The organism is Azonexus hydrophilus (genome assembly GCF_905120355.1).
Lineage (GTDB): Bacteria > Pseudomonadota > Gammaproteobacteria > Burkholderiales > Rhodocyclaceae > Azonexus.
Map to the genome: position 1 here is coordinate 136,317 of NZ_CAJHOB010000003.1, position 22,154 is coordinate 158,470.

Here is a 22,154-nt window from a genome sequence, read left to right on the forward strand (position 1 = left end):
ACATCAGCATCAACACTCCCGGACGATTTCGTTCACTCGCTGACGGACTCAGCGCATTTCCCAGTAACTGGCACGGCCGTAATTGTCGCGCAAGAGGTCGATAAACAGGCGTACTCGCAACGGCAGGTGGCGGCGTTGTGGAAAAACCGCATAAATCCCCATCGGTGGCGCCTGCCAGGCATCGAGCACGGTCGTCAGGCGGCCTTCGCCGAGATCCCCCCCGACTTCCCACAATGAGCGCCAGGCCAGGCCACGCCCGGCCAGGGCCCATTCGTGCAGGACCGCACCATCGTTACAGGAAAAGCTGCCGGTGACTTTGCGCGTCTGCAATTCGCCCCGCTCCGGATCACGAAAAATCCAGCCCCGCTGCGGCCCCAACGCCAGGCAGTTATGCGCTGTCAGGTCCTCCGGCGTGTGCGGCACACCATGCGCGACCAGATAGGACGGGCTGGCCACCACCACTCGGCGCATTTCCCCCAGACGCACACTGACCAGGCTGGAATCGGTCAGTTCGCCAATGCGGATGGCGCAGTCGATGTTTTCGTTGATGAGGTCCACCAGGCGATCCGACAAATCGAGATTGACCGTCACTTCCGGATGCTGCTGCATGAAATCAGCCACCAGCGGCGCCACATGACGCAGTCCGAAACCGGCCGGCGCCGACACCCGCAGATGCCCGCTGGCCCGCGCACCGCCCAGAGATACCGCAGCCTCGGCATTGGCCAGTTCGGTCAGCAAACGCTGGCAATCCTCAAAAAAAGCCTGCCCCTCGGAGGTCAGCGTCAATTGCCGCGTCGTGCGGTGCACGAGGCGGACGCCTAGGCGGCTTTCCAGCGCATCAAGCCGCCGCCCGATCATCGCCGGCGTCACACCTTCACCGCGCGCCGCCGCCGACAGGCTGCCGCGCTGGGCGGCGGCAACGAAAGCGGTCATCTGTTTGAAAATATCCATGGCTGATTCGATACTTTAGGTACAAGATAAATTGCACAAAGCGCAGCTTATCAGCTTATTCGATACACAATATACTCTTATACAAGAGTCAAGCAGCCGCCACTCTGCACTACTGGCGCCGCCCTCACCGCTAACCCGTTTAACGCACCCATCGATCTGAAAGGAACACCATGAGTCTCAACCTGCCACAAGGCATGCAAATCACCGCCCCGATCAAGCCTGAATGGGAAGCCATCCTGAGCACCGAAGCGCTCGAATTCGTCGCCAAACTGCACCGCGCCTTCGAAGCCCGCCGTCAGGAACTGCTGAAGGCCCGCATCGAGCGCCAGGCCCGCATCGACGCCGGCGAAATGCCGGACTTCCTGCCGGAAACGAAGCACATCCGCGAAGGTGACTGGAAGGTTGCGCCAGTGCCGGCCGCGCTGCAATGCCGTCGCGTCGAAATCACCGGCCCGGTCGAAGCCAAGATGATCATCAACGCCTTCAACTCGGGCGCTGACTCCTACATGACCGACTTCGAGGATTCCAACAGCCCGAACTGGGACAACCAAATCCAGGGCCAGGTGAACCTGTACAAGGCCATCCGCCGCGAACTGTCGTTCAAGAACGAAGCCGGCAAGGAATACAAACTGAATGACAAGATCGCCACGCTGCAGATCCGTCCGCGCGGCTGGCACCTCGACGAGAAGCACGTGACCGTTGACGGCCAACGCGTCGGCGGCGGCATTTTCGATTTTGCTCTGGTCTTCTTCCACAACGCCAAAGAACAGATCGCCCGTGGCGCCGGCCCCTTCTACTACCTGCCGAAGATGGAATCCCATCTGGAAGCCCGCCTGTGGAACGACATCTTCGTGATGGCGCAGGACCACGTCGGCCTGCCGCAAGGCACCATCAAGGCCACCGTGCTGGTCGAAACCATCCTCGCCACCTTCGAGATGGAAGAAATCCTGTATGAGCTGCGCAACCACTCCGCCGGCCTGAACGCCGGTCGCTGGGACTACATCTTCTCGTGCATCAAGAAGTTCAAGAAGAACAAGGATTTTTGCCTGGCCCAGCGCGGCGCCATCACCATGGAAGTGCCCTTCATGCGCTCCTACGCCCTGGCGCTGGTGCAGGCCTGCCACAAGCGCGGCGCCCCGGCGATGGGCGGCATGTCGGCCCTGATCCCGATCAAGAACGACCCGGTCGCCAACGAAAAGGCGCTGGCCGGCATCCGCCACGACAAGACCCGCGACGCCAACGACGGCTTCGACGGCGGCTGGGTGGCCCACCCGGGCCTGGTGCCGATCGCCATGGAAGAGTTCGTCAAGGTGCTGGGCGACAAGCCGAACCAGTTCGAGAAGCAGGTGGAAGGCAAGTTCGGCCCCGAACAATGGCTCGACTTCCGCCCGACCACCCCGATCACCGAAGCCGGCCTGCGCAACAACATCAACGTCGGCATCCACTATCTGGGTAGCTGGCTGGCCGGCAACGGCTGCGTGCCCATCCACAACCTGATGGAAGACGCCGCCACCGCCGAAATCTCCCGCTCGCAAGTGTGGCAGTGGGTGGTGTCGCCCAAGGGCATCCTCGACGACGGCCGCAAGGTCACCGTTGAAATGGTCCGCCCGATGATCGCCGAAGAACTGGCCAAGGTGAAAGCCACCGTCGCGGCGCAAGGCGAAGACACCGCGACCTACGACCAGGCCGCCGAAATCTTCGACCGCATGTCGCTGACCCCGGACTATCCGGAATTCCTGACCCTGCCGTTGTACGAAGCCATGGCCTGATCCGGCCAACCACTCCGGGTCCGGTGCTGCACATACAAGTGCGACAACGGACCCGGCACACTGTTCAGGCCAGGTCTGCCACGGCAACCAGGCCTTTTTCTTCCTTGCCCGCCATGCTCCCCGCCCTGACTCTTCTGCTCGTCTGCCAGCTGCTCGGTGAAATCGTCATCCGTGCCTTGGGCCTGCCCGTCCCCGGCCCGGTGCTGGGCATGTTTTTCCTCTTCCTTTTCTTGCTGCTACGCGATGGCCCCAGCACGGAATTGCGCACGACAGCGCAAGCCCTGCTGCAACACCTGTCGCTGCTATTCGTTCCCGCCGGCACCGGGGTCGTGCTTTACCTGCGTCTGATTCAGGAAGAATGGCTGGCAATCAGCGTCGCCCTGTGTGTCAGCACACTGCTGGCCATGCTGGTCAGCGCCGCAGTCATGCGCCTGGCCCAGCGCCCGCAGGAGGAAACCCCATGACGCCCGCCCCCCTGAACGAATTGTGGGTTTATCTCGCCACCTCGCCGCTGCTCGGTCTGACCCTCACCCTGCTGGCCTACCAGGCGGCACACCATATCTATCAGCGTAGCGGCCAGCATCCGCTCGCCAACCCGGTACTCATTGCCGTCGCCATTCTGGGCAGTCTGCTGTGGCTGAGCGATACCGCGTATGAAACCTATTTTGCCGGCGCCCAGTTCGTACATTTCCTGCTTGGCCCGGCCACCGTCGCCCTGGCTGTGCCGCTATACACCCACTTCCGCCAGGTGCGCCGGCTGCTCGGCCCGCTCACTCTGGCCCTGCTCGCCGGCAGCAGTGTCGCCATCGTCAGCGCCGTCCTGATTGCCCGTGCGCTCGGTGCCAGTGCCGTCATCCAGGCGTCGCTGGCCCCCAAGTCGGTCACCACGCCCATTGCCATGGGCATTGCAGAAAAGATCGGCGGCCTGCCGTCGCTGACGGCGGTTCTGGTGATTTTTACCGGCATTCTCGGGGCCGCGCTCGGCCCCGCCCTGTTGCGGCGTGCCGGCCTCAGGGATCCGGCTGGCAACGGTTTTGCGATGGGCATCGCGGCGCACGGCGTCGGCACCGCCCGCGCCTTTCAGCTCAACGAACAGAGCGGCGCCTTCGCCGCCCTGGCCATGGGACTGAACGGTTTGTTCACTGCCGTCCTGCTGCCTGCGGTCGCCCACTGGCTGCTGTAGACAACGGGACTAAAGGCGGATGATGTCGTTATCCAGCAGCCCCGTCTCAAAGCCGCCCTGCTGCCGGATTTCCTTGCGCCGCATCATCTTTTCCTGCACCTGCGGCGGCAGCTCGGTAAACAGGATCAGGTTCTTCTTGATCAGCAATTCGATGGTGTCTTCCAGGGCACGCACGAATTCGCGGTCGAGGGCATTGAGTTCATTCTGCCGCCAGCGCTCATGAATGAACTGCAGCACATCGGGGTTGTCCGCCTGGACCCGCTCCTGCGCCGCACCACACGGGGCGGGTTGTAAGTCGCAGATATTTCCCTGTGCATCGCGTGCGGCATACAGCATGTTTTCCCCCTGGTACGTGTGAGTTGGCATCAATGACGCGGCCAGTCTGCCGGAGCACGACCAAGCGCGCAACTGCCCGGAAGGACAGGCCGGCGGTAGCAAAGCAGCGTCAGTAGTTACGCACCGGCGCCTTGACCGGCATTTTTGCCCGACCGTGGAAGGTTGCCGGCGGCACCGGCGCGCCGCCCTTGAGTTTGCCGGCCTCCTGGCCAACGATACGGGCCGACTGCTGGCTGGGCTGCTGCCGCTGCGCCGTGATCTCCAGCGTCGTTGCCCGCTGCAGTGTTGGCCGGTCCATCTGCTCACGCACGATCCGCACCCGCTCGGCAGCGATACGGCGGTCGATCGCGTCGGTCGAATGCTGTCGCTCGCTCAGGGTCTTGCGCATCGCCAGCAAGGCTTCCAGCTCCGGACTCATGTTCAGCGAGCGTTGCGGCTGCCCCCATTTCTCTTTGGGCTGATTGACTGCCGCCTGAAAACTTTCCGGGTCACTGACAGCGCGCGCGATATCCATCCGGTTGTTGCGCATCGCCCATTCCAGTGCCCCATCGCCCCAATCATTGCGGGCATCGACCCGCGCTCCGCGCTCGAGCAGGCGCTTGGCCAGCTCCCCGTGACCTTCGTACACCGCCATCATCAACACGCTGGAGCCATTGGTACTCTGGGCATTCACATCCGCCCCTTGTGCCAGCAGGTAATCAACCACCTCCTTGTGACCACCGAACACCGCGTAATGCAGCGGCGACCACTGCCGCGGCGCGCTGTTGATGCGCGCCCCGCGCTCCACCAGCCAGCGCACGGCAGCCATCTGTCCGCGCCAGGCCGCCAGGGTCAAGGCGGTTTCACCATTGCTGTTGCGCAGATCAAGATCAGCACCGCGCGAAATGAACAGACGCATCAGTTCGAGATTTCCCTCCCAGGCACCAATCATCACACCGGAGCCGATCCGGCTGCCGAGGAAATCGGGCGGCAGGCCGGCATCGAGCCAGGCGGTCGCGAGTTTGACATCGCCCAGTTCCATTTGCGTGCTGAAGGTGACCGGGTCGGGCAGTTTCACCACGCCGCCCTCCCAGGGCGCGGCCCAGGCCGGGCAGACGAGCGCCATCACGATTATCATGACGGCCTTGACGGCTTTGCTCCGTACGTTCATCGACATCCTTTCTTGCTCATTCCTCACGTGCGCTTCCTCCTGCTACCGCGCCCATTCTCTCATGCCGCACCCGCTGCCCCGCTTTGACTTGCCGCAACGCAGCCGACTACCGCTGGCGCTGATGCTCTCCCTGCTGGCCCACGCCCTGGCACTCGTCGCGCCTAGTCTGTTGCGGCCACCGGCAGCTCCCGCCAAGGCGCCGCCACTGCACGCCCAGTTGCGGCCACAGGTTGTGGCAACGCCCAGCGTACCCGAACTGGAATTACCGCCCGAGCCACCGCCCACCCCGGCACCCAGCCCCCCACCCAAGAAAGCTGCACCTCCTGCCGCAAAAACCTGGACGCAGAGCGTGCGTGACCAACTGGTGCAGCAGCAGAACAGCGGTCTGTTCTACCCCGCCGAAGCCATCGCGCAAGGACTGGAGGGCGAGGTTCTGGTGTATTTCATTGTCGACACCCAGGGCAACATTGCCGCCGCCCGGGTCGAGGAAAGCAGCGGCCAGCCCCTGCTCGACGACGCCGCGGTGCGTGCCGTGCGCCGCTTGCGCAGCCTGCCCGGCGACGCACCGCAGGAAGCGCTGCTGCCGGTACGTTTCCGCTTACGCTGAATATTCCGGCAAAGCCTGCGGCGACCAGAAAATGAGCGGCAGCGGCGCCCCCCACAGGCGTTCGATTTTTTCTGCCAGCGTCGCCGGCTCAACGCTGGCCCCGGCCAGCAGGCGGCTGTGGCCACCGCCGGCGCAGTGCTCGGCCTGCAGGCGGCGCGTCAATTGCCGCGCCACGGCTTCGCCGGTATCGACCAGACGGGTTTCCGGCGGTAGGCGCCGGGCAATTTCCGCGCTGGCCCAGGGATAGTGGGTACACCCCAGCACCACGGTATCGACCTGCAATGCCGCCAGGGGCGTGACATAGCGATCAAGCAAGGCGGCCACCCGGGCAGAGGCCGGCCCATCGTTTTCGATCGCATCGGCCAGACCGGTACAGGCCTGACCAAAGACCTCCCGGCCTTGTCCGTAGGTGCCCAGCAAACGCTGAAAGCGCTCACTCTCCAGGGTTCGCTGCGTGGCGAGCACGCCGATCCGCCCATTGCGGCTGGACTCCGCCGCCGGTTTGACGCCCGGCTCGAGCGCGATCACCGGTACCGAAACAGCGGCGCGAATCGCCTCGGCAGCGACCGCGCTGGCCGTATTACAGGCAATCACCAACGCCTTGGCGCCGGCCCGCTGCAGCGACTGAGCAATCGCCACACACCGCTCGCGCAGAAATTCCGCCGGCCGCTCGCCATAGGGAAAATAGCGCGTATCCGCGAAATAAAAGAAATCCTCGTCCGGCAGTTGAGCGCGCAGGGCACGCAAAACCGTCAGACCGCCAAAACCGGAATCGAAAACGGCCACCGGCGAGTGCAGCGCATGGCTGGAAAAATTCAACTACACCCTCCCCGGCAACCGATGCGGCACGCCGCTTACTGCGTGGCCTGACACTTCTTCACGAAGGAGTTTTTTGCCGCACCGGCCAGTGGCTTGCCGTTCTTGTCGATGGCCTGCGCCTCACAGGCCTCGCGCTGACATTTCTTCATGAACGAGCTTTTGGCGGCACCCGCCAGCGGCTTGCCATTTTTATCCACGGCCTGCGCCGCACACTGATTGGCAGCCAGCACGGAGCCATTGGCAAACAGGGCTACGGCAAGCAGGGCAAGAATTTTCTTCATGGTCGTTCTCCGTCAATCTGCGGGTAAAAAGGGCCCCGAGTGGGGGCCCCATTCTACGCCTGACACATCCGTTTTACATACGCGCGATCATCGCGGCGCCGAATTCGGAACAGGACAATTCTTGCGCCCCCTCCATCAGGCGGGCGAAGTCGTAGGTCACCTGCTTGTCGCCAATGGCGGCTTCCATGGCCTGAATGACCCGATCGGCCGCTTCCTTCCAGCCCAGGTGGCGCAGCATCATTTCGGCAGAAAGAATCAGCGAGCCCGGATTGACCTTGTCCAGGCCGGCATATTTCGGCGCCGTGCCGTGCGTGGCTTCGAATACGGCGTACTGGTCAGAAATATTGGCTCCCGGCGCGATGCCGATGCCGCCGACCTGCGCGGCCAGGGCGTCGGAAATGTAATCGCCGTTGAGGTTGGTAGTGGCGATCACATCGTATTCGGCCGGTCGCAACAGAATCTGCTGCAGGAAAGCATCGGCGATGGCGTCCTTGATGACGATTTCGCGCCCGGTCGCCGGATTCTTCAGGCGACACCACGGCCCGCCATCAATTGGTTCGGCGCCGAATTCCTCACGCGCGATCTGGTAGCCGGTATCGCGGAACAGGCCCTCGGTGAACTTCATGATGTTGCCCTTGTGCACCAGGGTCACCGACTTGCGGTCGTTGTCCATGGCGTACCGAATGGCCGCCCGCACCAGACGCGCCGTGCCCTCCACCGAGACCGGCTTGATGCCGATGCCGGAAGTTTCCGGGAAACGGATTTTCCGCACGCCCATCTCCTGCTGCAGGAAAGCCACCACCTTCTTCACGCCCTCGGAACCTGCCGCCCATTCGATGCCGGCATAGATATCCTCGGTATTCTCGCGGAAGATCACCATGTCGGTCAGTTCCGGCTGCTTCAACGGCGACGGCACCCCTTTGAAATAGCGGACCGGACGCACGCACTGGTAGAGATCGAGCTCCTGACGCAGCGCCACGTTGAGCGAACGGATACCGCCGCCCACCGGCGTGGTCATCGGTCCCTTGATCGATACCGCGTACTCCTTCAGGGCGGCGAAGGTTTCTTGCGGCAGCCATTCGTCCGGACCATACAGGCGCACCGATTTTTCTCCGGCATACACCTCCATCCAGTGGATTTTCTTCTTGCCGCCATAGGCTTTGGCCACCGCCGCATCGATCACGTCGATCATGACCGGCGTGATGTCGATGCCGATGCCGTCACCCTCGATGAAGGGAATGATGGGATTGTCCGGCACCGGCTGGCCGGGAACGATTTTTGCACCGCCCTGCGGCACCTTGATATGGGAAGTCATGGCAACTCCTTTGTTGATTTTTTGTGCAGGGAGGAGGTCGTGCAGCGCTCCCCCCAACCTGTGGCCGTTTGTCTCCGCCGGCCAACGTGAAACATTATGGGGAAATATTGCAACAAAGGAAATGCGCCAGCACAAATCGGCAGCGGCACAGCGGCAGGAACCTTTTCCCCGTTGCCATCTCGAATTCATGCGGCAGGTCTGGCACGAGTTCGCTGCACGCAAGCAATGAACGGGCACGACGCCTGAAGACTGCCCCGGACCCGACAATGACACTGGCTGGAACGGCACACCAATGAATGACGACGCACCTCAATCCAAAACCACGCCGAGCTGGCGCAAGCCGCCCCCGTCGCCTTTGCTGAAAGGCACGGCAGAGAAGATCCTGCACCTGCAGCGCTGGACGGAACGCCTGTTTTCCTTCCGCCTCAGCCGCCCGGCCGCCTTCCGTTTCCAACCCGGCCAATTCGCCCGCCTGGGGCTTGACGGCCCGCTGGGCAGCACCATCTGGCGCCCCTACTCAATGGTTTCTGCCGCCTACGACGAGCACCTGGATTTCTTCTCCATCCAGGTGCCGGACGGCGCCTTCACGTCACGCCTGGCCACCTGCAAGGTGGGTGACACGGTGTACGTGGAGAAAACGGCCTACGGCTATCTCACCACCAGCCGTTTCGTCGGCGGCAGCAATTTGTGGCTACTCGCCACCGGCACCGGCATCGCGCCCTTCCTCTCCATTCTGCGCGACCCGGCGGTGTGGGTGCAGTACGAGCATATCGTCCTCGCCTACAGCGTGCGCCAGGCCGCCGACCTCGCCTACCGCGATGAAATCGCCGCCCTGCCGCAGCACCCGCTGTGGGCGGAACAGGGACACAAGCTGCGCTTCGTTCCGATCATCACGCGGGAACAGTTGCCGGGCGCGTTGTCGCAACGTCTGGACCGCGCCATCACCGACGGCAGCCTGGAAACCGCAGCCCAATTGGCGCTGGGCGACGATTCCCGCATCCTGCTCTGCGGTAATCCGCAAATGCTCGACGACGTCCGCGCCGCCCTCAGCGCTCGCGGCCTGCGCCCCGACCTCGGCCGCGCACCGGGACACTTTGCCAGCGAGAATTATTGGTAACTACAGCCCGGCAAACGACAAACTAAACGTTGCGCCACAACACCTTGGAGCGGCGCTGCCAGTTGTACATTTCCTTCTTCGCCGCCGGCAGCTCATCGACCGTCCCCAGCTTGAAGCCACGTTCGACGAACCAGTGTTCGGTGCGGGTGGTCAGCACGAACAGGCGTTTGATGCCGGCCTGGCGGGCGCGGCGCAGGATACGCTTCATCAGCTGTTCGCCATAGCCCCATTCGCGGTGATCCGGATTGACGGCGAGACAGGCGAGCTCGGCCTCTTCTTCGGAGTGCTGGTAAAGCGCGGCACAGCCGACAATGATGCCGTCGTGCAGCATGATGGAGAAACGTTCGATTTCCTGCTCCAGCAGTTCGCGCGGCCGATGCACCAGGATGCCTTCCTGCTCCATCGGTTCGATCAGGGCGATCAGGGCAGGAATATCGTCAGCCTTGGCCTCGCGCATGTTTTCCAGCGATTCGCGGGTGACCACGGTGCCCACACCATCGTGGGTGAACAACTCGCGCAGCAGCGCCCCATCCTGCTCATAGCTGATCAGGTGCACCCGCCCCACGCCGGCCCGGCTGGCGCGTACGGTACACGGCAGGTAACGGCGCATGTCGGGCGTCAGCCAGTCGGCCCCCGCCAGCAGCCGGGAGGCCTCGTCGGCGGTCAGCTCATCGAGCAGTTCCCCCTTCTTGTCGGTCACGCCGGTGCTGTCGGTGAGATAGACCAGTTTGTCAGCCTTGAGGGCAACCGCCACGGCCTCAGCCACTTCTTCCATCTGCAGATTGAAGATTTCGCCTGTCAGCGACGGCCCTTCGCAGTTGAGCAACACAATGTTGCCCAGACCCAGCTGGGCGATGATGCCCTCGGCGTCCACCTTGCGCACCTTGCCGGCGTACTGCATGTCGATGCCGTCGAGCACGCCAATCGGCTGGCCGTTGATGAAGTTGCCACCGATGACGCGGATCCGGCTGTTGGCCATCGGCGTATTCGGCAAGCCTTGCGACAGCAGGGCCTCGATCTTGAGGAACACGCTGCCGACCGCATCAAGCACGCAGGTCAGGCTTTCCGCGTCGGTCACCCGGTAGCCGCGATGGTAATTCGATTCGATGCCTTTCTCGCGCAGTGCCTCCTCGATCTGCGGCCGCGCACCATGCACCAGCACCAGCCGGATGCCCAGGCTGACCAGCAAGTTGGCATCGTAAGCCAGTGTCTTGATGAACTCGCTGGCAATGGCCTTGCCGCCGAAGGCCAGGACGAAGGTCTTGCCGCGAAAAGCGTTGATGTAGGGCGTCACCTCGCGAAACCAGGTGACGAAGTGTTGATCGTAGGGCGTGTCGCTCATTTCTCGCTGCTCACTTGTTGCTGTCTTCTGCGTCGGCCAGGGCGGCCTCGATCCGCTCGCACACGGTGCGCAGCACCTTGATCCGGGCGAAGTTCTTGTCATTGGCTTCCACCAGCGTCCAAGGCGCGATGTCGGTGGAAGTTCGGTCAATCATGTCACACGCCGCAGTAAGATAGTCGTCCCACTTGTCGCGGTTGCGCCAGTCTTCGGCGGTGATCTTGAACCGCTTGAAATCGGTCTGCTCACGCTCCTTGAAGCGGCGCAGCTGTTCGTCGGCAGAAATCTGCAGCCAGAATTTGACCACCAGGGCGCCGTCGTCTTCCAGCTGATCCTCGAAATCGTTGATCTCGGCATAGGCGCGCAGCCAGTCTTCCTCCCGGCAATAGCCTTCGACCCGCTCAACCAGCACCCGCCCATACCAGGAGCGGTCGAAGATGGTGACCCGCCCGGTGCGCGGCACATGCCGCCAGAAGCGCCAGAGATAGGGCTGCGCCCGCTCTTCCTCGGTCGGTGCGGCAATGGGCACGATCTGGTAGTGACGGGCATCCATCGCCGCCGCCAGGCGCCGGATGCTGCCTCCCTTGCCGGCCGCATCGGAACCTTCGAACACCAGCACCAGGGAATAACGGCTGGTGAAACGCGGCGCCCGCAGCAATTCTGCCAGGCGCGCCTGATAGCGTGCCAGCAGCCGCTCATACTCTTTCTTGCCCAGACTCTGGCTGAGGTCGAGTTCGCCCAGTACGCTGCGTTTATCCACCGCATGATGCACCGGCGGCGCCACCGGCACCGGCGCGACCGGCTGCGACAAGCGCCGCTGCATGGCATCGCGGATCACCCGCCCGACCGTGAGCGAGCGATAGGCATCATCCGTGCCCTCGACGATGATCCAAGGCGCCTTGGCCGTATTGGTCACGCGCAGGACATGGCTCGCCGTCGTCTGCAACTGCTGGTAGGTTTTCTGCCGGGCGTAGATTTTCTTGCTCACGCGCCAGGCCGTCTGCGGATTGCTGGCCAGGAGTTTGAGGCGTTTTTTCTGTGCCTCGCGCGACAGGTGAAACCAGAATTTGAGGACCAGCGCCCCCTCATTCACCAGCATCGCTTCAAAACGGTTGATTTCCTCCAGGCGCTCAGCCAGTTCTGCCCGCCCCATCTCGCCGCTGATCCGCTCGGAAATCGGTTGCGAATACCAGGAACCGGCAAAGATACCGATCTTGCCCTTGGGCGGCAGTGCCCGCCAGTAGCGCCACATGTAGGGCCGTTCGCGTTCCTCGTCGCTCGGCTCGGCAAACGCCAGGGTGGAGATGTGCCGGGGGTCCATCCACGAATACAGCAAATTGATGGTCTCGCCCTTGCCGCTGCCATCCACCCCCGACACCAGGATGACCACGGGAAACGCCTTCTGCGCCAGCACTTCGTACTGGATGTCGAGCAATTCGGCGCGCAGACGGGGCGCTTCCGTCTTGTACACATCCTTGTCGATGTGATGCCCGAGTTCTGCCGATTCAAACATCTTGCCCCCCCCAATCACCCCATAAGGCCTGCAAGGCGGCAATCGCCGCCAGCCCCGCCGTTTCCGTACGCAGCACGCGCGGCCCCAGCCGTACGGCCTGGAACCCCACCTGCGTTGCCGCAATGATCTCCTGCGGATCGAGCCCGCCTTCGGCGCCGATCAGCAACTGAATGCTCGTCTGGCGCGGGATGGCATGCAGGCTGACGGCGGCATCCGGTGCCAGCAGGAGGCGCAGACCTTCCGGCGCCGGTCGCGCCAGCCATTGATCGAGGCGCGACAGCGGCGCCACCAGCGGCACCTGATTGCGCCCGCACTGCTCGCACGCGGCGGCGGCCACCCCCTGCCAGTGCGCCACCCGCTTGCCGGCCCGCTCGCCGGCCAGTTTCAGGACGCTGCGCCGGCTCTCCACCGGCACGATAGCGCGCACCCCGAGTTCAACCGCCTTCTGGATGGTGAAATCCATTTTGTCGCCGGCCTGCAGGGATTGAATCAGCGTGATCGCCAGAGGCGATTCACATTCGACATCCTGCCACGCCCCCAGCTCGGCCCAGGCCCGCTCTTTTTCGATCCGCTGCAGCAGCGCCGGATATTCGCCCCCTCGCCCATCAAACAACACGACGGGATCGCCCGGCCCCAGGCGCAGCACGCGCACGGCATGGCGCACCACCGGTGCCGGCAATTCAACCAGAGCCCCGGGCGCCAGGGCTTCTCGACAGTAGAAACGGGGAGCATTCATCCTGCTATTATGCGGCAGCACTCAGCACAGCGCGCAGCAAAACATCGCAAACACGTCCGGCAAAAGGAGACACGAGATGGCCGCCCTGCATCCCCCGATCTGTGATTTTGGCGCCGCCGCCTCCGATTTCTCGCTCCCCGGCGTGGACGGCAAACACTGGACGCTGGCCGATTGCCGCGGCCCCAGGGGATTGCTGGTGATGTTCATCTGCAATCACTGCCCCTATGTGCAGGCCGTGATCACGCGCATCATCCGCGATTGCCGCGAACTGGCCGAGCTGGGCATCGGCAGCGTGGCCATCATGAGCAATGACAGCGCGGCCTACCCGGCCGACAGCTTTGCCAACATGCAACGCTGGTCGCAGGAACTGGCCTTCCCCTTTCCCTACCTGCTCGATGCCGACCAGAGCGTGGCCCGCGCCTATGGGGCCGTGTGCACCCCGGACTTCTTTGGCTACAACGCCGACCTGAAACTGCAATACCGTGGCCGCCTCGATGCTTCCGGGATGCAACCCGCCGCCGCAGATGCCCGCCGCGATCTGTTCCTTGCCCTGCGCGATATTGCCGCACACGGCCGCGGCCCCGAAACGCAGCAGCCTTCGATCGGCTGCTCGATCAAATGGCGCAAAGTCTGATCTGACACAATGTTTCACCCCCCACTTTCCGCTATGATCCGCCCCTGTCCGCCACGCCTGTCGCCACCGCCGCACCCATGACACCACCGCTGCACAGCCCCGATACGCTCCGCCTGCATCTGGCTTACCTGCAGGCGGTCGTCGCCAGCATGGCCCAGGGCATCAGCGTGTTCGACCAGAATCTTCGCCTGCGGGTCTGGAACAGCCGGTTCATCGAGGTGCTCGACCTGCCGCCAGAAATCGTGGTTGAGGGCGTCAGTTTTGCGGATTTGATCCGCGTTCCGGCAGAGCGCGGCGAATATGGCCCCGGCGACCCCGAAGACTACATCCGCGAAATCTGTGCGCTGGCACGCCAGTTCCTGCCACACCGTTTCGAACGCGCCCGCCCCGGCGGTCGCACGCACCTGGTGCACGGTGAGCCACTCGTCCTCGACGGACAACTCGCGGGCTTCATCACCACCTACACCGACATCAGCGAACAGAAGGCCGCCACGGTGGCGCTGCAGGCGCAACACGAATTGCTGGAAGCCGTGATCGAATCGGTCCCCTGCGGCATTTCGATGTTCGACAAGGATTTCCGCCTGCAGATTGCCAACACCCGCTTTCGTCAGCTGCTCGACATCCCGGACGAATTCTTCACCGGCTCGCCCCCGACCCTGGGCGATTTCTATCGCTTCAATGCCGAACGTGGCGAATATGGCCCCGGCGATCCGCAAACCATCGTGCACCACATGCTCCAGCGCGCCCAGCAGCATGCACCGCACCATTTCGAACGCACCCGCCCCAATGGCCAGACCCTCGATGTCCGTGGCCGCCCGATGGCCGATGGCGGGCTGGTCACCATCTACACCGACATCTCCGACCGCGTCGCCAGTGCGGAAAAGGAAAAGCTGGCCCAGGTAGTCTTCAACCACACCCCGGCCGGGATTTTCGTCACCGACGAAGCTTTCGCCATCATTTCCGCCAACCCGTCCGCCTCGGCCATGACGGGCTATCCGCTGGAACAGTTGCCCAACGCCCAGGTATTCAATTTCATCGACAGCACCGCGTCCTGGCAGCAGCACGAGTTGCATACCGCGCTCAAGCTACACCGTGCCTGGCGGGGCGAAATCAGCATCCGCCGACACAATGGCTCGACCTTCCCGGCCAGCCTGCGCATCAAGCAGGTGGAAGACCAGATCAGTGGTCTGGCGCACCGCTATATCTGGATTTTCGCCGACATCACCGAACGCAAGGAAAGCGAAGCGCGGATGCAGCACATCGCGCAGCACGATCCGCTCACCGGCCTGCCCAACCGCCTGGCCCTGCTCACCCGCCTTGGCCAGTTGCTACCGGAGGCACGGCGGCATAGCTGGCGAATCGGCATCATGTTTATCGACCTGGACCGCTTCAAGACCATTAACGACACCCTGGGGCATCAGGTCGGAGACCAGTTGCTGCGCGAAGTCGCCACCCGACTCAGCACGGTCACCCGCGAAACCGATTTCGTCGCCCGCCTGGGCGGTGACGAGTTCGTCATCGTCCTGCCCGGCATTACGTCCCCCGCCGATGCCGCCCTCGTCGCCAGCAAGGTGGTCAACAGCCTGAGCACGCCGATCATGGCGGAAGAGCACGAACTGCACACCAGCCCCTCGATCGGCATCAGCCTCTTCCCCGATGACGGTGGCGACAGCCATGATGTGCTGAAGAACGCCGATACCGCGATGTATCACGCCAAATCGGCCGGCCGCAACAATTACCAGTTCTTTGCCCCGAACATGAACCAGGTCGCCCTGGAACGCATGGATATCGAGCGCAAGCTGCGCCGCGCCATCAGCAACCAGGAATTCGCCCTGCAGTTTCAGCCCCAGTTCGACACTACCAGCGGCATGCCGACCGGCGTCGAAGCCTTGCTGCGCTGGCACCATCCGGTCGACGGCGTCATTGCCCCCGACCGTTTCATCCCAATTGCCGAGGAAACCGGCTTGATCGTCGAAATCGGCGACTGGGTACTGCACACCGCCTGCCGCGAGGTCAAACGCTGGATCGACCATGGTCTGGCGCCGCTGCGCATCGCCATCAACGTATCCGCCCGCCAGTTACGGCGCCGCGACTTCTGCGAAATCGTCGCCGGTGTCCTTGCCGAATCCGGCCTGCCGCCCGAACTCCTCGAACTGGAAATCACCGAAAGCTCGGTGATGGAAAATCCCGAGGAGGCCACCCTGATTCTCACCCGCCTCGGCCGCATGGGCATCAATCTGGCGATCGACGATTTCGGTACCGGCTACTCTTCTCTCGCCTATCTCAAACTGTTCCCCATCGACCGGCTGAAGATCGACCGCTCCTTCGTGCGCGACATCGAGCAGGATCTGAACGACCGTGCCATCGCATTCGGCACCATTGCCCTTGCTCATTCACTCGGTCTCAAGGTGATTGCCGAAGGCGTGGAAACCGACGACCAACTGGAATTGCTGCGCAGCAACGGTTGCGACGAAGTACAAGGCTACCTGTTCAGCAAACCCCTGCACGGCCCCGCTGCTTTCAGCTTCCTGCACACACACCGGCCAGGCGGGTAAAATCCGCGCTTTCCGTTTCTGGAGGCTGCCATGGCACGCCCGACCCTATCTCGTTATCTCGTCGAAGAACATCGCTGTGCCGGTTGCGTCCCGGCGGACCTCAACTTCCTGATCAAGATCGTCGCCCGCGCCTGCCTGCACATTTCGGTCGCGATCGGCAAAGGGGGCCTGGGCGATGTGTTGGGTGAGGCCGGCAGCGATAATGTACAAGGCGAAGCACAGAAGAAACTGGATGTGCTGTCCAATGAAATCCTGCTCGAAGCCAACGAATGGGGGGGGTATCTTGCCGCCATGGCCTCCGAAGAGATGGAACTGCCGCACCTGGTGCCCAACCGTTTCCCCAAAGGCAAGTACCTGCTTACCTTCGATCCGCTGGACGGCTCGTCGAACATCGACGTCAACGTCTCGATCGGCACCATCTTTTCGGTTCTGAAATGCCCGGACAACGCCGACCTATCCACCCCGGAAGCCGCTCGCCAGGCATTCCTGCAGCCCGGCACGGCACAGGTCGCCGCCGGTTATGCGCTATACGGCCCAACCACCCTGCTGGTCCTGAGCGTCGGCCGTGGGGTCGCCATGTTCACCCTGGATCGCGAACACGGCCAGTTCCTGCTCACCCAGGAAAATGTGCAGATCCCGGTGCAGACCAAGGAATTCGCCATCAACATGTCCAATCAGCGTTTCTGGGAAGCCCCGGTGCAGCGCTACGTCAGTGAAATGCTGGCCGGCAAGGAAGGTCCGCTGGGCAAGGATTACAACATGCGCTGGGTGGCATCGATGGTGTCGGACGTACATCGCATCATGACCCGCGGCGGCATCTTCATGTATCCGATGGATGAAAAGGTGCGCACCCAGGGCGGCAAATTGCGCCTGATGTACGAAGCCAACCCGATGGCCTTTCTCGTCGAACAGGCTGGCGGCGCTGCCACCACCGGCCGCCAGCGCATCCTCGACATCGCACCGCAGGACCTGCACCAGCGGGTACCGGTCATCCTCGGCTCACGCGAGGAAGTCGAACGCGTGACCGGCTATCACCAGGGCGCAGCCTGAACCACACCCTGGCTTGCCTGGCGTTGCGAATGATCCAGGTCAGTTGGCAGCCACACATACGTTGTGTTTTGCTGCCAACCTATCCAATCGCTGCCTTTTGACGGATAATTTTGCCTTTTTACACGCCGGATTTGCATCATGAGCGTTTGCCTTCCCCCAAAATTCACCCCGCTGACCAATGCCATCCGGGCACTCGCCATGGATGCCGTGCAGCAGGCCAACTCCGGCCACCCCGGCGCCCCGATGGGCATGGCGGAAATCGCCGAAGTCCTGTGGCGTCGCCATCTGCGCCATAATCCGGCCAATCCGGCGTGGCCCGACCGCGACCGCTTCGTGCTGTCGAACGGCCACGGCTCGATGCTGATCTACGCACTGCTGCACCTGACCGGCTACGATGTCAGCATCGACGACCTGAAGAACTTCCGCCAGCTCCACGCCAGGACCCCGGGGCACCCGGAATACGGCTACACGCCGGGCGTCGAGACGACCACCGGGCCGCTCGGTCAGGGCATCACCAACGCTGTCGGCTTCGCGCTGGCCGAGAAGGTGCTGGCCGCCGAGTTCAACCGTCCCGGCCACAGCATCGTCGACCACTACACCTACACCTTCCTTGGTGACGGCTGCCTGATGGAAGGCGTCTCCCACGAAGCCTGCTCGCTCGCTGGCACGCTCGGCCTGGGCAAGCTGATCGCCTTCTGGGACGATAACGGCATTTCCATCGACGGCCACGTCGAAGGCTGGTTCACCGATGACACGCCGAAACGCTTCGAAGCCTACGGCTGGCACGTCATTGCCAATGTAGACGGGCACGATGCCGAGGCCATCGAGAAGGCACTGATCGCCGCCCGTGCCGAAACTGGCAAACCCAGCCTGATCTGCTGCAAGACCATCATCGGTGCCGGCTCACCAGGCAAACAGGGCAGCCACGACTGCCACGGCGCACCGCTGGGCAAGGATGAAATCGCCGCCGCCCGCGCCTACATCGGCTGGAACCATCCACCGTTCGAAATCCCGGACGATGTCTATGCTGCCTGGAACGGCAAGGTCCGCGGTGCCGCCTTCGAGGAAAACTGGCAGCGCCGTTTCGCCAAGTACCAGGCCGAATTCCCCGAACTGGCCGCCGAATTCGAACGCCGCGTGCTCAAGGGCGAACTGCCGGCCACCTGGGAGGCCACCAAGGCGGCCTACCTGCAGGCCTGCCGCGACAAGGCCGAGAACATCGCCACCCGCAAGGCCTCGCAAAACGCCATCGCCGCGCTGGTTCCGGCCGTGCCGGAAATCTTCGGTGGCTCGGCTGACCTGGCCGGCTCCAACCTGACCTTCGTCAAGGGCAGCAAGGGCGTCACCCGCACCGAAGGCGGCAACTACTGCTACTACGGCGTGCGCGAGTTCGGCATGACCGCGATCGCCAACGGCATCGCGCTGCACGGCGGCCTGATTCCCTACACCGCCACCTTCCTCGTCTTCTCCGATTACGCCCGCAACGGCATCCGCATGGCGGCGCTGATGAAGCAGCGCCAGATCATGGTCTATACCCATGACTCCATCGGCCTCGGCGAAGACGGCCCGACGCACCAGCCGGTCGAGCACATCCCATCGATGCGCATCATCCCGAATCTGGATGTCTGGCGCCCGGCCGACGCGACGGAAACCGCCATCGCCTGGATTTCGGCGGTCGACCGTAAAAACGGCCCAAGCCTGCTCGCCCTGTCGCGCCAGAACCTGCCGACCGTGACGCAAAACGTCACCGACAGCGACATCGCCAAGGGCGGCTACGTGCTGGCCGAAAACGCCGATGCGCAGATCACGCTGATCGCCACTGGTTCCGAAGTCAAGCTGGCGCTCGACGCCCAGGCCGCACTGGCCGGCGAAGGCATTGCCGCGCGCGTCGTCTCGATGCCCTGCACCAATGTCTTCGACCGCCAGAGCGACGACTACAAGGCGGCAGTACTCGGCGCCTGCAAGAAGCGCATCGCCATCGAAGCGGCGCATCCGGATTTCTGGCGCAAATACGTCGGCCTGCATGGCGCCGTGATCGGCATCGACCGCTTCGGCGAATCGGCACCGGCCGGCCAGTTGTTCGACCTATTCGGCTTCACCGTCGGCAACGTCGTCGCCACGGCGAAAAGCCTGTTGTCCTGATTTCAATCCATCCAACGCAGAGAGGAACTAGATCCATGGCTATCAAGGTTGCAATCAACGGTTTCGGTCGTATCGGTCGCTGCACGCTGCGCGCCATTTACGAGCAGGGGCTGCAGAACGAATTCGACGTCGTCGCCATCAACGCCTCCGGCGACCTGGCGACCAACGCCCACCTGCTGAAGTACGACACGACGCATGGCCGCTTCACCACCAGCGTCGAAACTGAAGGTGAGAACTGCATCATCATCGACGGCAAGAAAATCCCCTTCTACTCGACCAAAAACCCCAAGGACATCAACTGGGCCGACCACAGTGTCGACGTCCTGCTCGAATGCACCGGCGCCTACACCTCCAAGGCCAAGGCCCAGGCCCTGCTGGAACAGGGCGCCAAGCGCGTGCTGATCTCTGCCCCGGGCGGTGACGACGTCGACGGCACCATCGTCATGGGCGTCAACGAAAGCATCCTGACCCAGGCGATGACGGTTGTTTCCAACGCCTCGTGCACGACCAACTGCCTGGCCCCGGTGGCCAAGGTGCTGTCCGACGCCATCGGCATCAAGTCCGGCCTGATGACCACGGTGCACGCCTACACCAACGACCAGGTCACCGTCGACGTCCGCCACAAGGATCTGCGCCGCGCCCGCGCCGCCGCCGCCAACATCATCCCGACCAAGACCGGCGCCGCCAAGGCCGTCGGCCTGGTGCTGCCGCAGCTGGTCGGCAAGTTCGACGGCTTCGCGCTGCGCGTGCCGACCATCAACGTCTCGCTGGTCGACCTGACCTTCACCGCCGAGCGCGCCACGACCAAGGAAGAGATCAACGAACTGATGACCGCCGCGGCCAACGGCCCGCTCAAGGGCATCATGGCGGTCAACACCGAGCCGCTGGTGTCGTCGGACTTCAACCACACCACCGTCTCGTCGACCTTCGACGCAACGCAAACGCGTGTACTGAAGGCCGCAGACGGCTCGACCCTGGTCAAGGTGCTGGCCTGGTACGACAACGAGTGGGGCTACTCCTGCCGCATGCTCGACGCCGCCCGCGCCTGGATGGTCGCCCGCTAAACCACAGCATCCACTCCGCACACACGCCCCGTGCAGACGGGGCGTTTTACCATCTCCGGCGTACCTCCGCCGCTTCTCACAGGAAACGATCATGGCCAAAGCCTGTTTACCCTGCCGTCCGCCCGACTCCCTCCATTTTTTTATCTATTGAAAGAAACCTCCATGCGTCAAGAAAGTGATTTTCTGGGTTCCAAGAACCTGCCCGACGAAGCCTACTGGGGCGTCCATGCCGCCCGCGCCGTCGAAAACTTCCCCATCAGCGGCCAGACCGTGGCCGAAATGCCCAACCTGATCCGCGCCTACGCCTACGTTAAAAAGGCTGCCGCCCACGCCAATCTGGCCATGGGCATGATCGATGCCCGCCAGTGTGATGCCATTTCCCGCGCCTGCGACGATGTCGCCGCCGGTCACTACGATGCCCATTTCGTCACGGACGTCATCCAGGGCGGCGCTGGCACTTCGACCAACATGAACGCCAACGAGGTCATCGCCAACCGCGCCCTGGAAATTCTCGGCCTGGAAAAAGGCCGCTACGACGTGATCCACCCGAACGACCACGTCAATGCCTCGCAGAGCACCAACGATTCCTACCCGACCGCCGTCAAAATGGCGACCTGGTACGGCATCCAGGACCTGCTCAAGGCACTGGCCGCACTGCGCGGCGCCTTCCAGGTCAAGGCTGACGCGTTCAAGGATATTCTCAAGATCGGCCGTACCCAGTTGCAGGATGCCGTTCCCATGACGCTGGGCCAAGAATTCGCTTCCTTTGTCTCGATGATTGCCGACGACGAAAAACGTCTGCGTGAATCTGCCTCACTGATGTGCGAAATCAACATGGGCGGCACGGCCATCGGTACCGGCATCAACGCCCCGGTCGGCTACGCCGATACGGTCACCGCCAAGCTCGCCGAATTCTCCGGTGTGCCCGTCGTCAAGGCGGCCGACATGATCGCTGCCACCAGCGACACAGGTGCCTTTGCCGACATTTCCGGCATCCTCAAGCGCATCGCCGTCAAGCTATCGAAGATCAGCAACGACCTGCGCCTGCTCTCTTCCGGCCCGCAAGCCGGTGTCGGCGATATCAAGCTACCCGCCCGCCAGGCAGGCTCCTCGATCATGCCGGGCAAGGTCAATCCGGTGATCCCGGAAGTCATGAACCAGGTCTGCTTTGAGGTGATCGGCAACGACGTCGCCATCACCATGTGCGCCGAAGCGGGTCAGTTGCAACTGAACGCCTTCGAACCGCTGATGGCCTGGTCCCTGCACAAGAGCCTCAAGCACCTGGCCAACGCCTGTCACACCCTGCAGGTCAATTGCGTCGAAGGCATCGAAGCCAACACGGATCTGCTGGAAAACCGCATCGCCGAATCAGTGACCCTGGTCACCGCCCTCAACCCGCTGATTGGTTACGAAAAATCGGCCCAGATCGTGAAGACTGCCATCGCCAGTGGCAAGCCGATCGCCATCGTCGCCGAAGAACTGGGCATCATGGAGCAAAGCAAGTTGAAGGCGCTTCTGGTGGCCGACAAACTCACCGTGCCGGGTGCCCTGGGCAACTGACCCACCCCACACGCTGAACGAGGCCTTCATAAT

20 protein-coding genes are annotated in these 22,154 nt (G+C 63.0%); 11 read left to right on the plus strand and 9 right to left on the minus strand.

What is annotated here, in order from left to right; translation table 11 throughout:
- Positions 1–48: 48 nt before the first annotated feature.
- Positions 49–951, minus strand: coding sequence for a LysR family transcriptional regulator (locus tag JYJ39_RS03355; RefSeq protein WP_205202055.1), 903 nt, complete (start codon positions 949–951; stop codon positions 49–51).
- 170 nt (positions 952–1,121) lie between these two features.
- Between JYJ39_RS03355 and aceB the strand changes: the two genes are divergently transcribed.
- The 3 genes from aceB (at position 1,122) to JYJ39_RS03370 (ending at position 3,903) form a co-directional block, all read left to right on the plus strand.
- The gene (gene aceB, locus JYJ39_RS03360) at positions 1,122–2,720 is read left to right on the plus strand and encodes a malate synthase A (RefSeq protein ID WP_205202056.1); all 1,599 of its coding nucleotides are present in this window, start codon (positions 1,122–1,124) and stop codon (positions 2,718–2,720) included.
- A 113-nt stretch (positions 2,721–2,833) separates the two neighbouring features.
- The gene (locus tag JYJ39_RS03365; protein WP_205202192.1) at positions 2,834–3,184 is read left to right on the plus strand and encodes a CidA/LrgA family protein; all 351 of its coding nucleotides are present in this window, start codon (positions 2,834–2,836) and stop codon (positions 3,182–3,184) included.
- Entirely contained in the window at positions 3,181–3,903 is a 723-nt protein-coding gene (locus JYJ39_RS03370) for an LrgB family protein (RefSeq protein WP_205202058.1), read from the plus strand. The genes JYJ39_RS03365 and JYJ39_RS03370 overlap by 4 nt, the downstream gene beginning before the upstream one ends.
- 9 nt (positions 3,904–3,912) lie before the next feature.
- Here JYJ39_RS03370 and JYJ39_RS03375 read toward each other — a convergent pair whose 3' ends face one another.
- Both JYJ39_RS03375 and JYJ39_RS03380 read right to left on the minus strand, forming a co-directional pair.
- On the minus strand, positions 3,913–4,269 hold the full coding sequence (locus JYJ39_RS03375; RefSeq protein ID WP_205202060.1) for a hypothetical protein: 357 nt from the start codon (positions 4,267–4,269) through the stop codon (positions 3,913–3,915).
- Positions 4,270–4,348: 79 nt separating this feature from the next.
- Positions 4,349–5,389, minus strand: coding sequence for an ankyrin repeat domain-containing protein (locus JYJ39_RS03380; RefSeq protein ID WP_205202062.1), 1,041 nt, complete (start codon positions 5,387–5,389; stop codon positions 4,349–4,351).
- A gap of 61 nt (positions 5,390–5,450) precedes the next feature.
- Between JYJ39_RS03380 and JYJ39_RS03385 the strand changes: the two genes are divergently transcribed.
- A complete protein-coding gene (locus JYJ39_RS03385) occupies positions 5,451–5,996 on the plus strand; it encodes an energy transducer TonB (RefSeq protein WP_205202064.1) in 546 nt (181 codons plus the stop codon).
- Here the strand turns inward: JYJ39_RS03385 and murI are convergent.
- The 3 genes from murI to icd form a co-directional block, all read right to left on the minus strand.
- A complete protein-coding gene (gene murI, locus JYJ39_RS03390) occupies positions 5,988–6,815 on the minus strand; it encodes a glutamate racemase (RefSeq protein ID WP_205202066.1) in 828 nt (275 codons plus the stop codon). The two genes, JYJ39_RS03385 and murI, sit on opposite strands and share 9 nt — an antisense overlap.
- A gap of 35 nt (positions 6,816–6,850) precedes the next feature.
- On the minus strand, positions 6,851–7,096 hold the full coding sequence (locus JYJ39_RS03395) for a hypothetical protein (protein WP_205202067.1): 246 nt from the start codon (positions 7,094–7,096) through the stop codon (positions 6,851–6,853).
- Between the two features lie 73 nt (positions 7,097–7,169).
- A complete protein-coding gene (gene icd / locus JYJ39_RS03400) occupies positions 7,170–8,411 on the minus strand; it encodes an NADP-dependent isocitrate dehydrogenase (RefSeq protein ID WP_205202068.1) in 1,242 nt (413 codons plus the stop codon).
- A gap of 292 nt (positions 8,412–8,703) precedes the next feature.
- Here icd and JYJ39_RS03405 point away from each other — a divergent pair, with 292 nt between their 5' ends.
- Positions 8,704–9,528, plus strand: coding sequence for a ferredoxin--NADP reductase (locus JYJ39_RS03405; protein ID WP_205202069.1), 825 nt, complete (start codon positions 8,704–8,706; stop codon positions 9,526–9,528).
- Positions 9,529–9,550: 22 nt separating this feature from the next.
- Here the strand turns inward: JYJ39_RS03405 and argA are convergent, their stop codons facing one another.
- The 3 genes from argA to JYJ39_RS03420 are packed head-to-tail and all read right to left on the minus strand — an operon-like array spanning position 9,551 to position 13,116.
- Positions 9,551–10,870: an amino-acid N-acetyltransferase gene (gene argA / locus JYJ39_RS03410; RefSeq protein ID WP_205202070.1), complete on the minus strand. Its 1,320-nt coding sequence runs from the start codon at positions 10,868–10,870 to the stop codon at positions 9,551–9,553.
- Between the two features lie 10 nt (positions 10,871–10,880).
- Complete coding sequence (pap, locus tag JYJ39_RS03415; protein WP_205202071.1) at positions 10,881–12,380, minus strand: polyphosphate:AMP phosphotransferase; 1,500 nt, start codon at positions 12,378–12,380, stop codon at positions 10,881–10,883.
- Positions 12,373–13,116, minus strand: a complete 744-nt coding sequence (locus JYJ39_RS03420; protein ID WP_205202072.1) for a 16S rRNA (uracil(1498)-N(3))-methyltransferase — start codon at positions 13,114–13,116, stop codon at positions 12,373–12,375. Before JYJ39_RS03420 ends, pap begins: the two co-directional genes overlap by 8 nt.
- Positions 13,117–13,192: 76 nt before the next feature.
- Between JYJ39_RS03420 and JYJ39_RS03425 the strand changes: the two genes are divergently transcribed.
- The 6 genes from JYJ39_RS03425 (at position 13,193) to JYJ39_RS03450 (ending at position 22,121) form a co-directional block, all read left to right on the plus strand.
- Complete coding sequence (locus tag JYJ39_RS03425) at positions 13,193–13,750, plus strand: thioredoxin family protein (RefSeq protein WP_205202073.1); 558 nt, start codon at positions 13,193–13,195, stop codon at positions 13,748–13,750.
- Positions 13,751–13,827: 77 nt separating this feature from the next.
- On the plus strand, positions 13,828–16,305 hold the full coding sequence (locus JYJ39_RS03430; RefSeq protein WP_205202074.1) for an EAL domain-containing protein: 2,478 nt from the start codon (positions 13,828–13,830) through the stop codon (positions 16,303–16,305).
- A 30-nt stretch (positions 16,306–16,335) separates the two neighbouring features.
- The gene (locus JYJ39_RS03435) at positions 16,336–17,355 is read left to right on the plus strand and encodes a class 1 fructose-bisphosphatase (RefSeq protein ID WP_205202075.1); all 1,020 of its coding nucleotides are present in this window, start codon (positions 16,336–16,338) and stop codon (positions 17,353–17,355) included.
- A gap of 138 nt (positions 17,356–17,493) precedes the next feature.
- Positions 17,494–19,497 (plus strand): transketolase, encoded by a 2,004-nt coding sequence (gene tkt, locus JYJ39_RS03440; protein WP_205202076.1) that lies wholly within the window; start codon positions 17,494–17,496, stop codon positions 19,495–19,497.
- A gap of 35 nt (positions 19,498–19,532) precedes the next feature.
- Positions 19,533–20,561 (plus strand): type I glyceraldehyde-3-phosphate dehydrogenase, encoded by a 1,029-nt coding sequence (gene gap, locus JYJ39_RS03445; RefSeq protein ID WP_205202078.1) that lies wholly within the window; start codon positions 19,533–19,535, stop codon positions 20,559–20,561.
- Positions 20,562–20,723: 162 nt separating this feature from the next.
- Entirely contained in the window at positions 20,724–22,121 is a 1,398-nt protein-coding gene (locus JYJ39_RS03450; protein WP_205202080.1) for an aspartate ammonia-lyase, read from the plus strand.
- Positions 22,122–22,154: the final 33 nt, after the last annotated feature.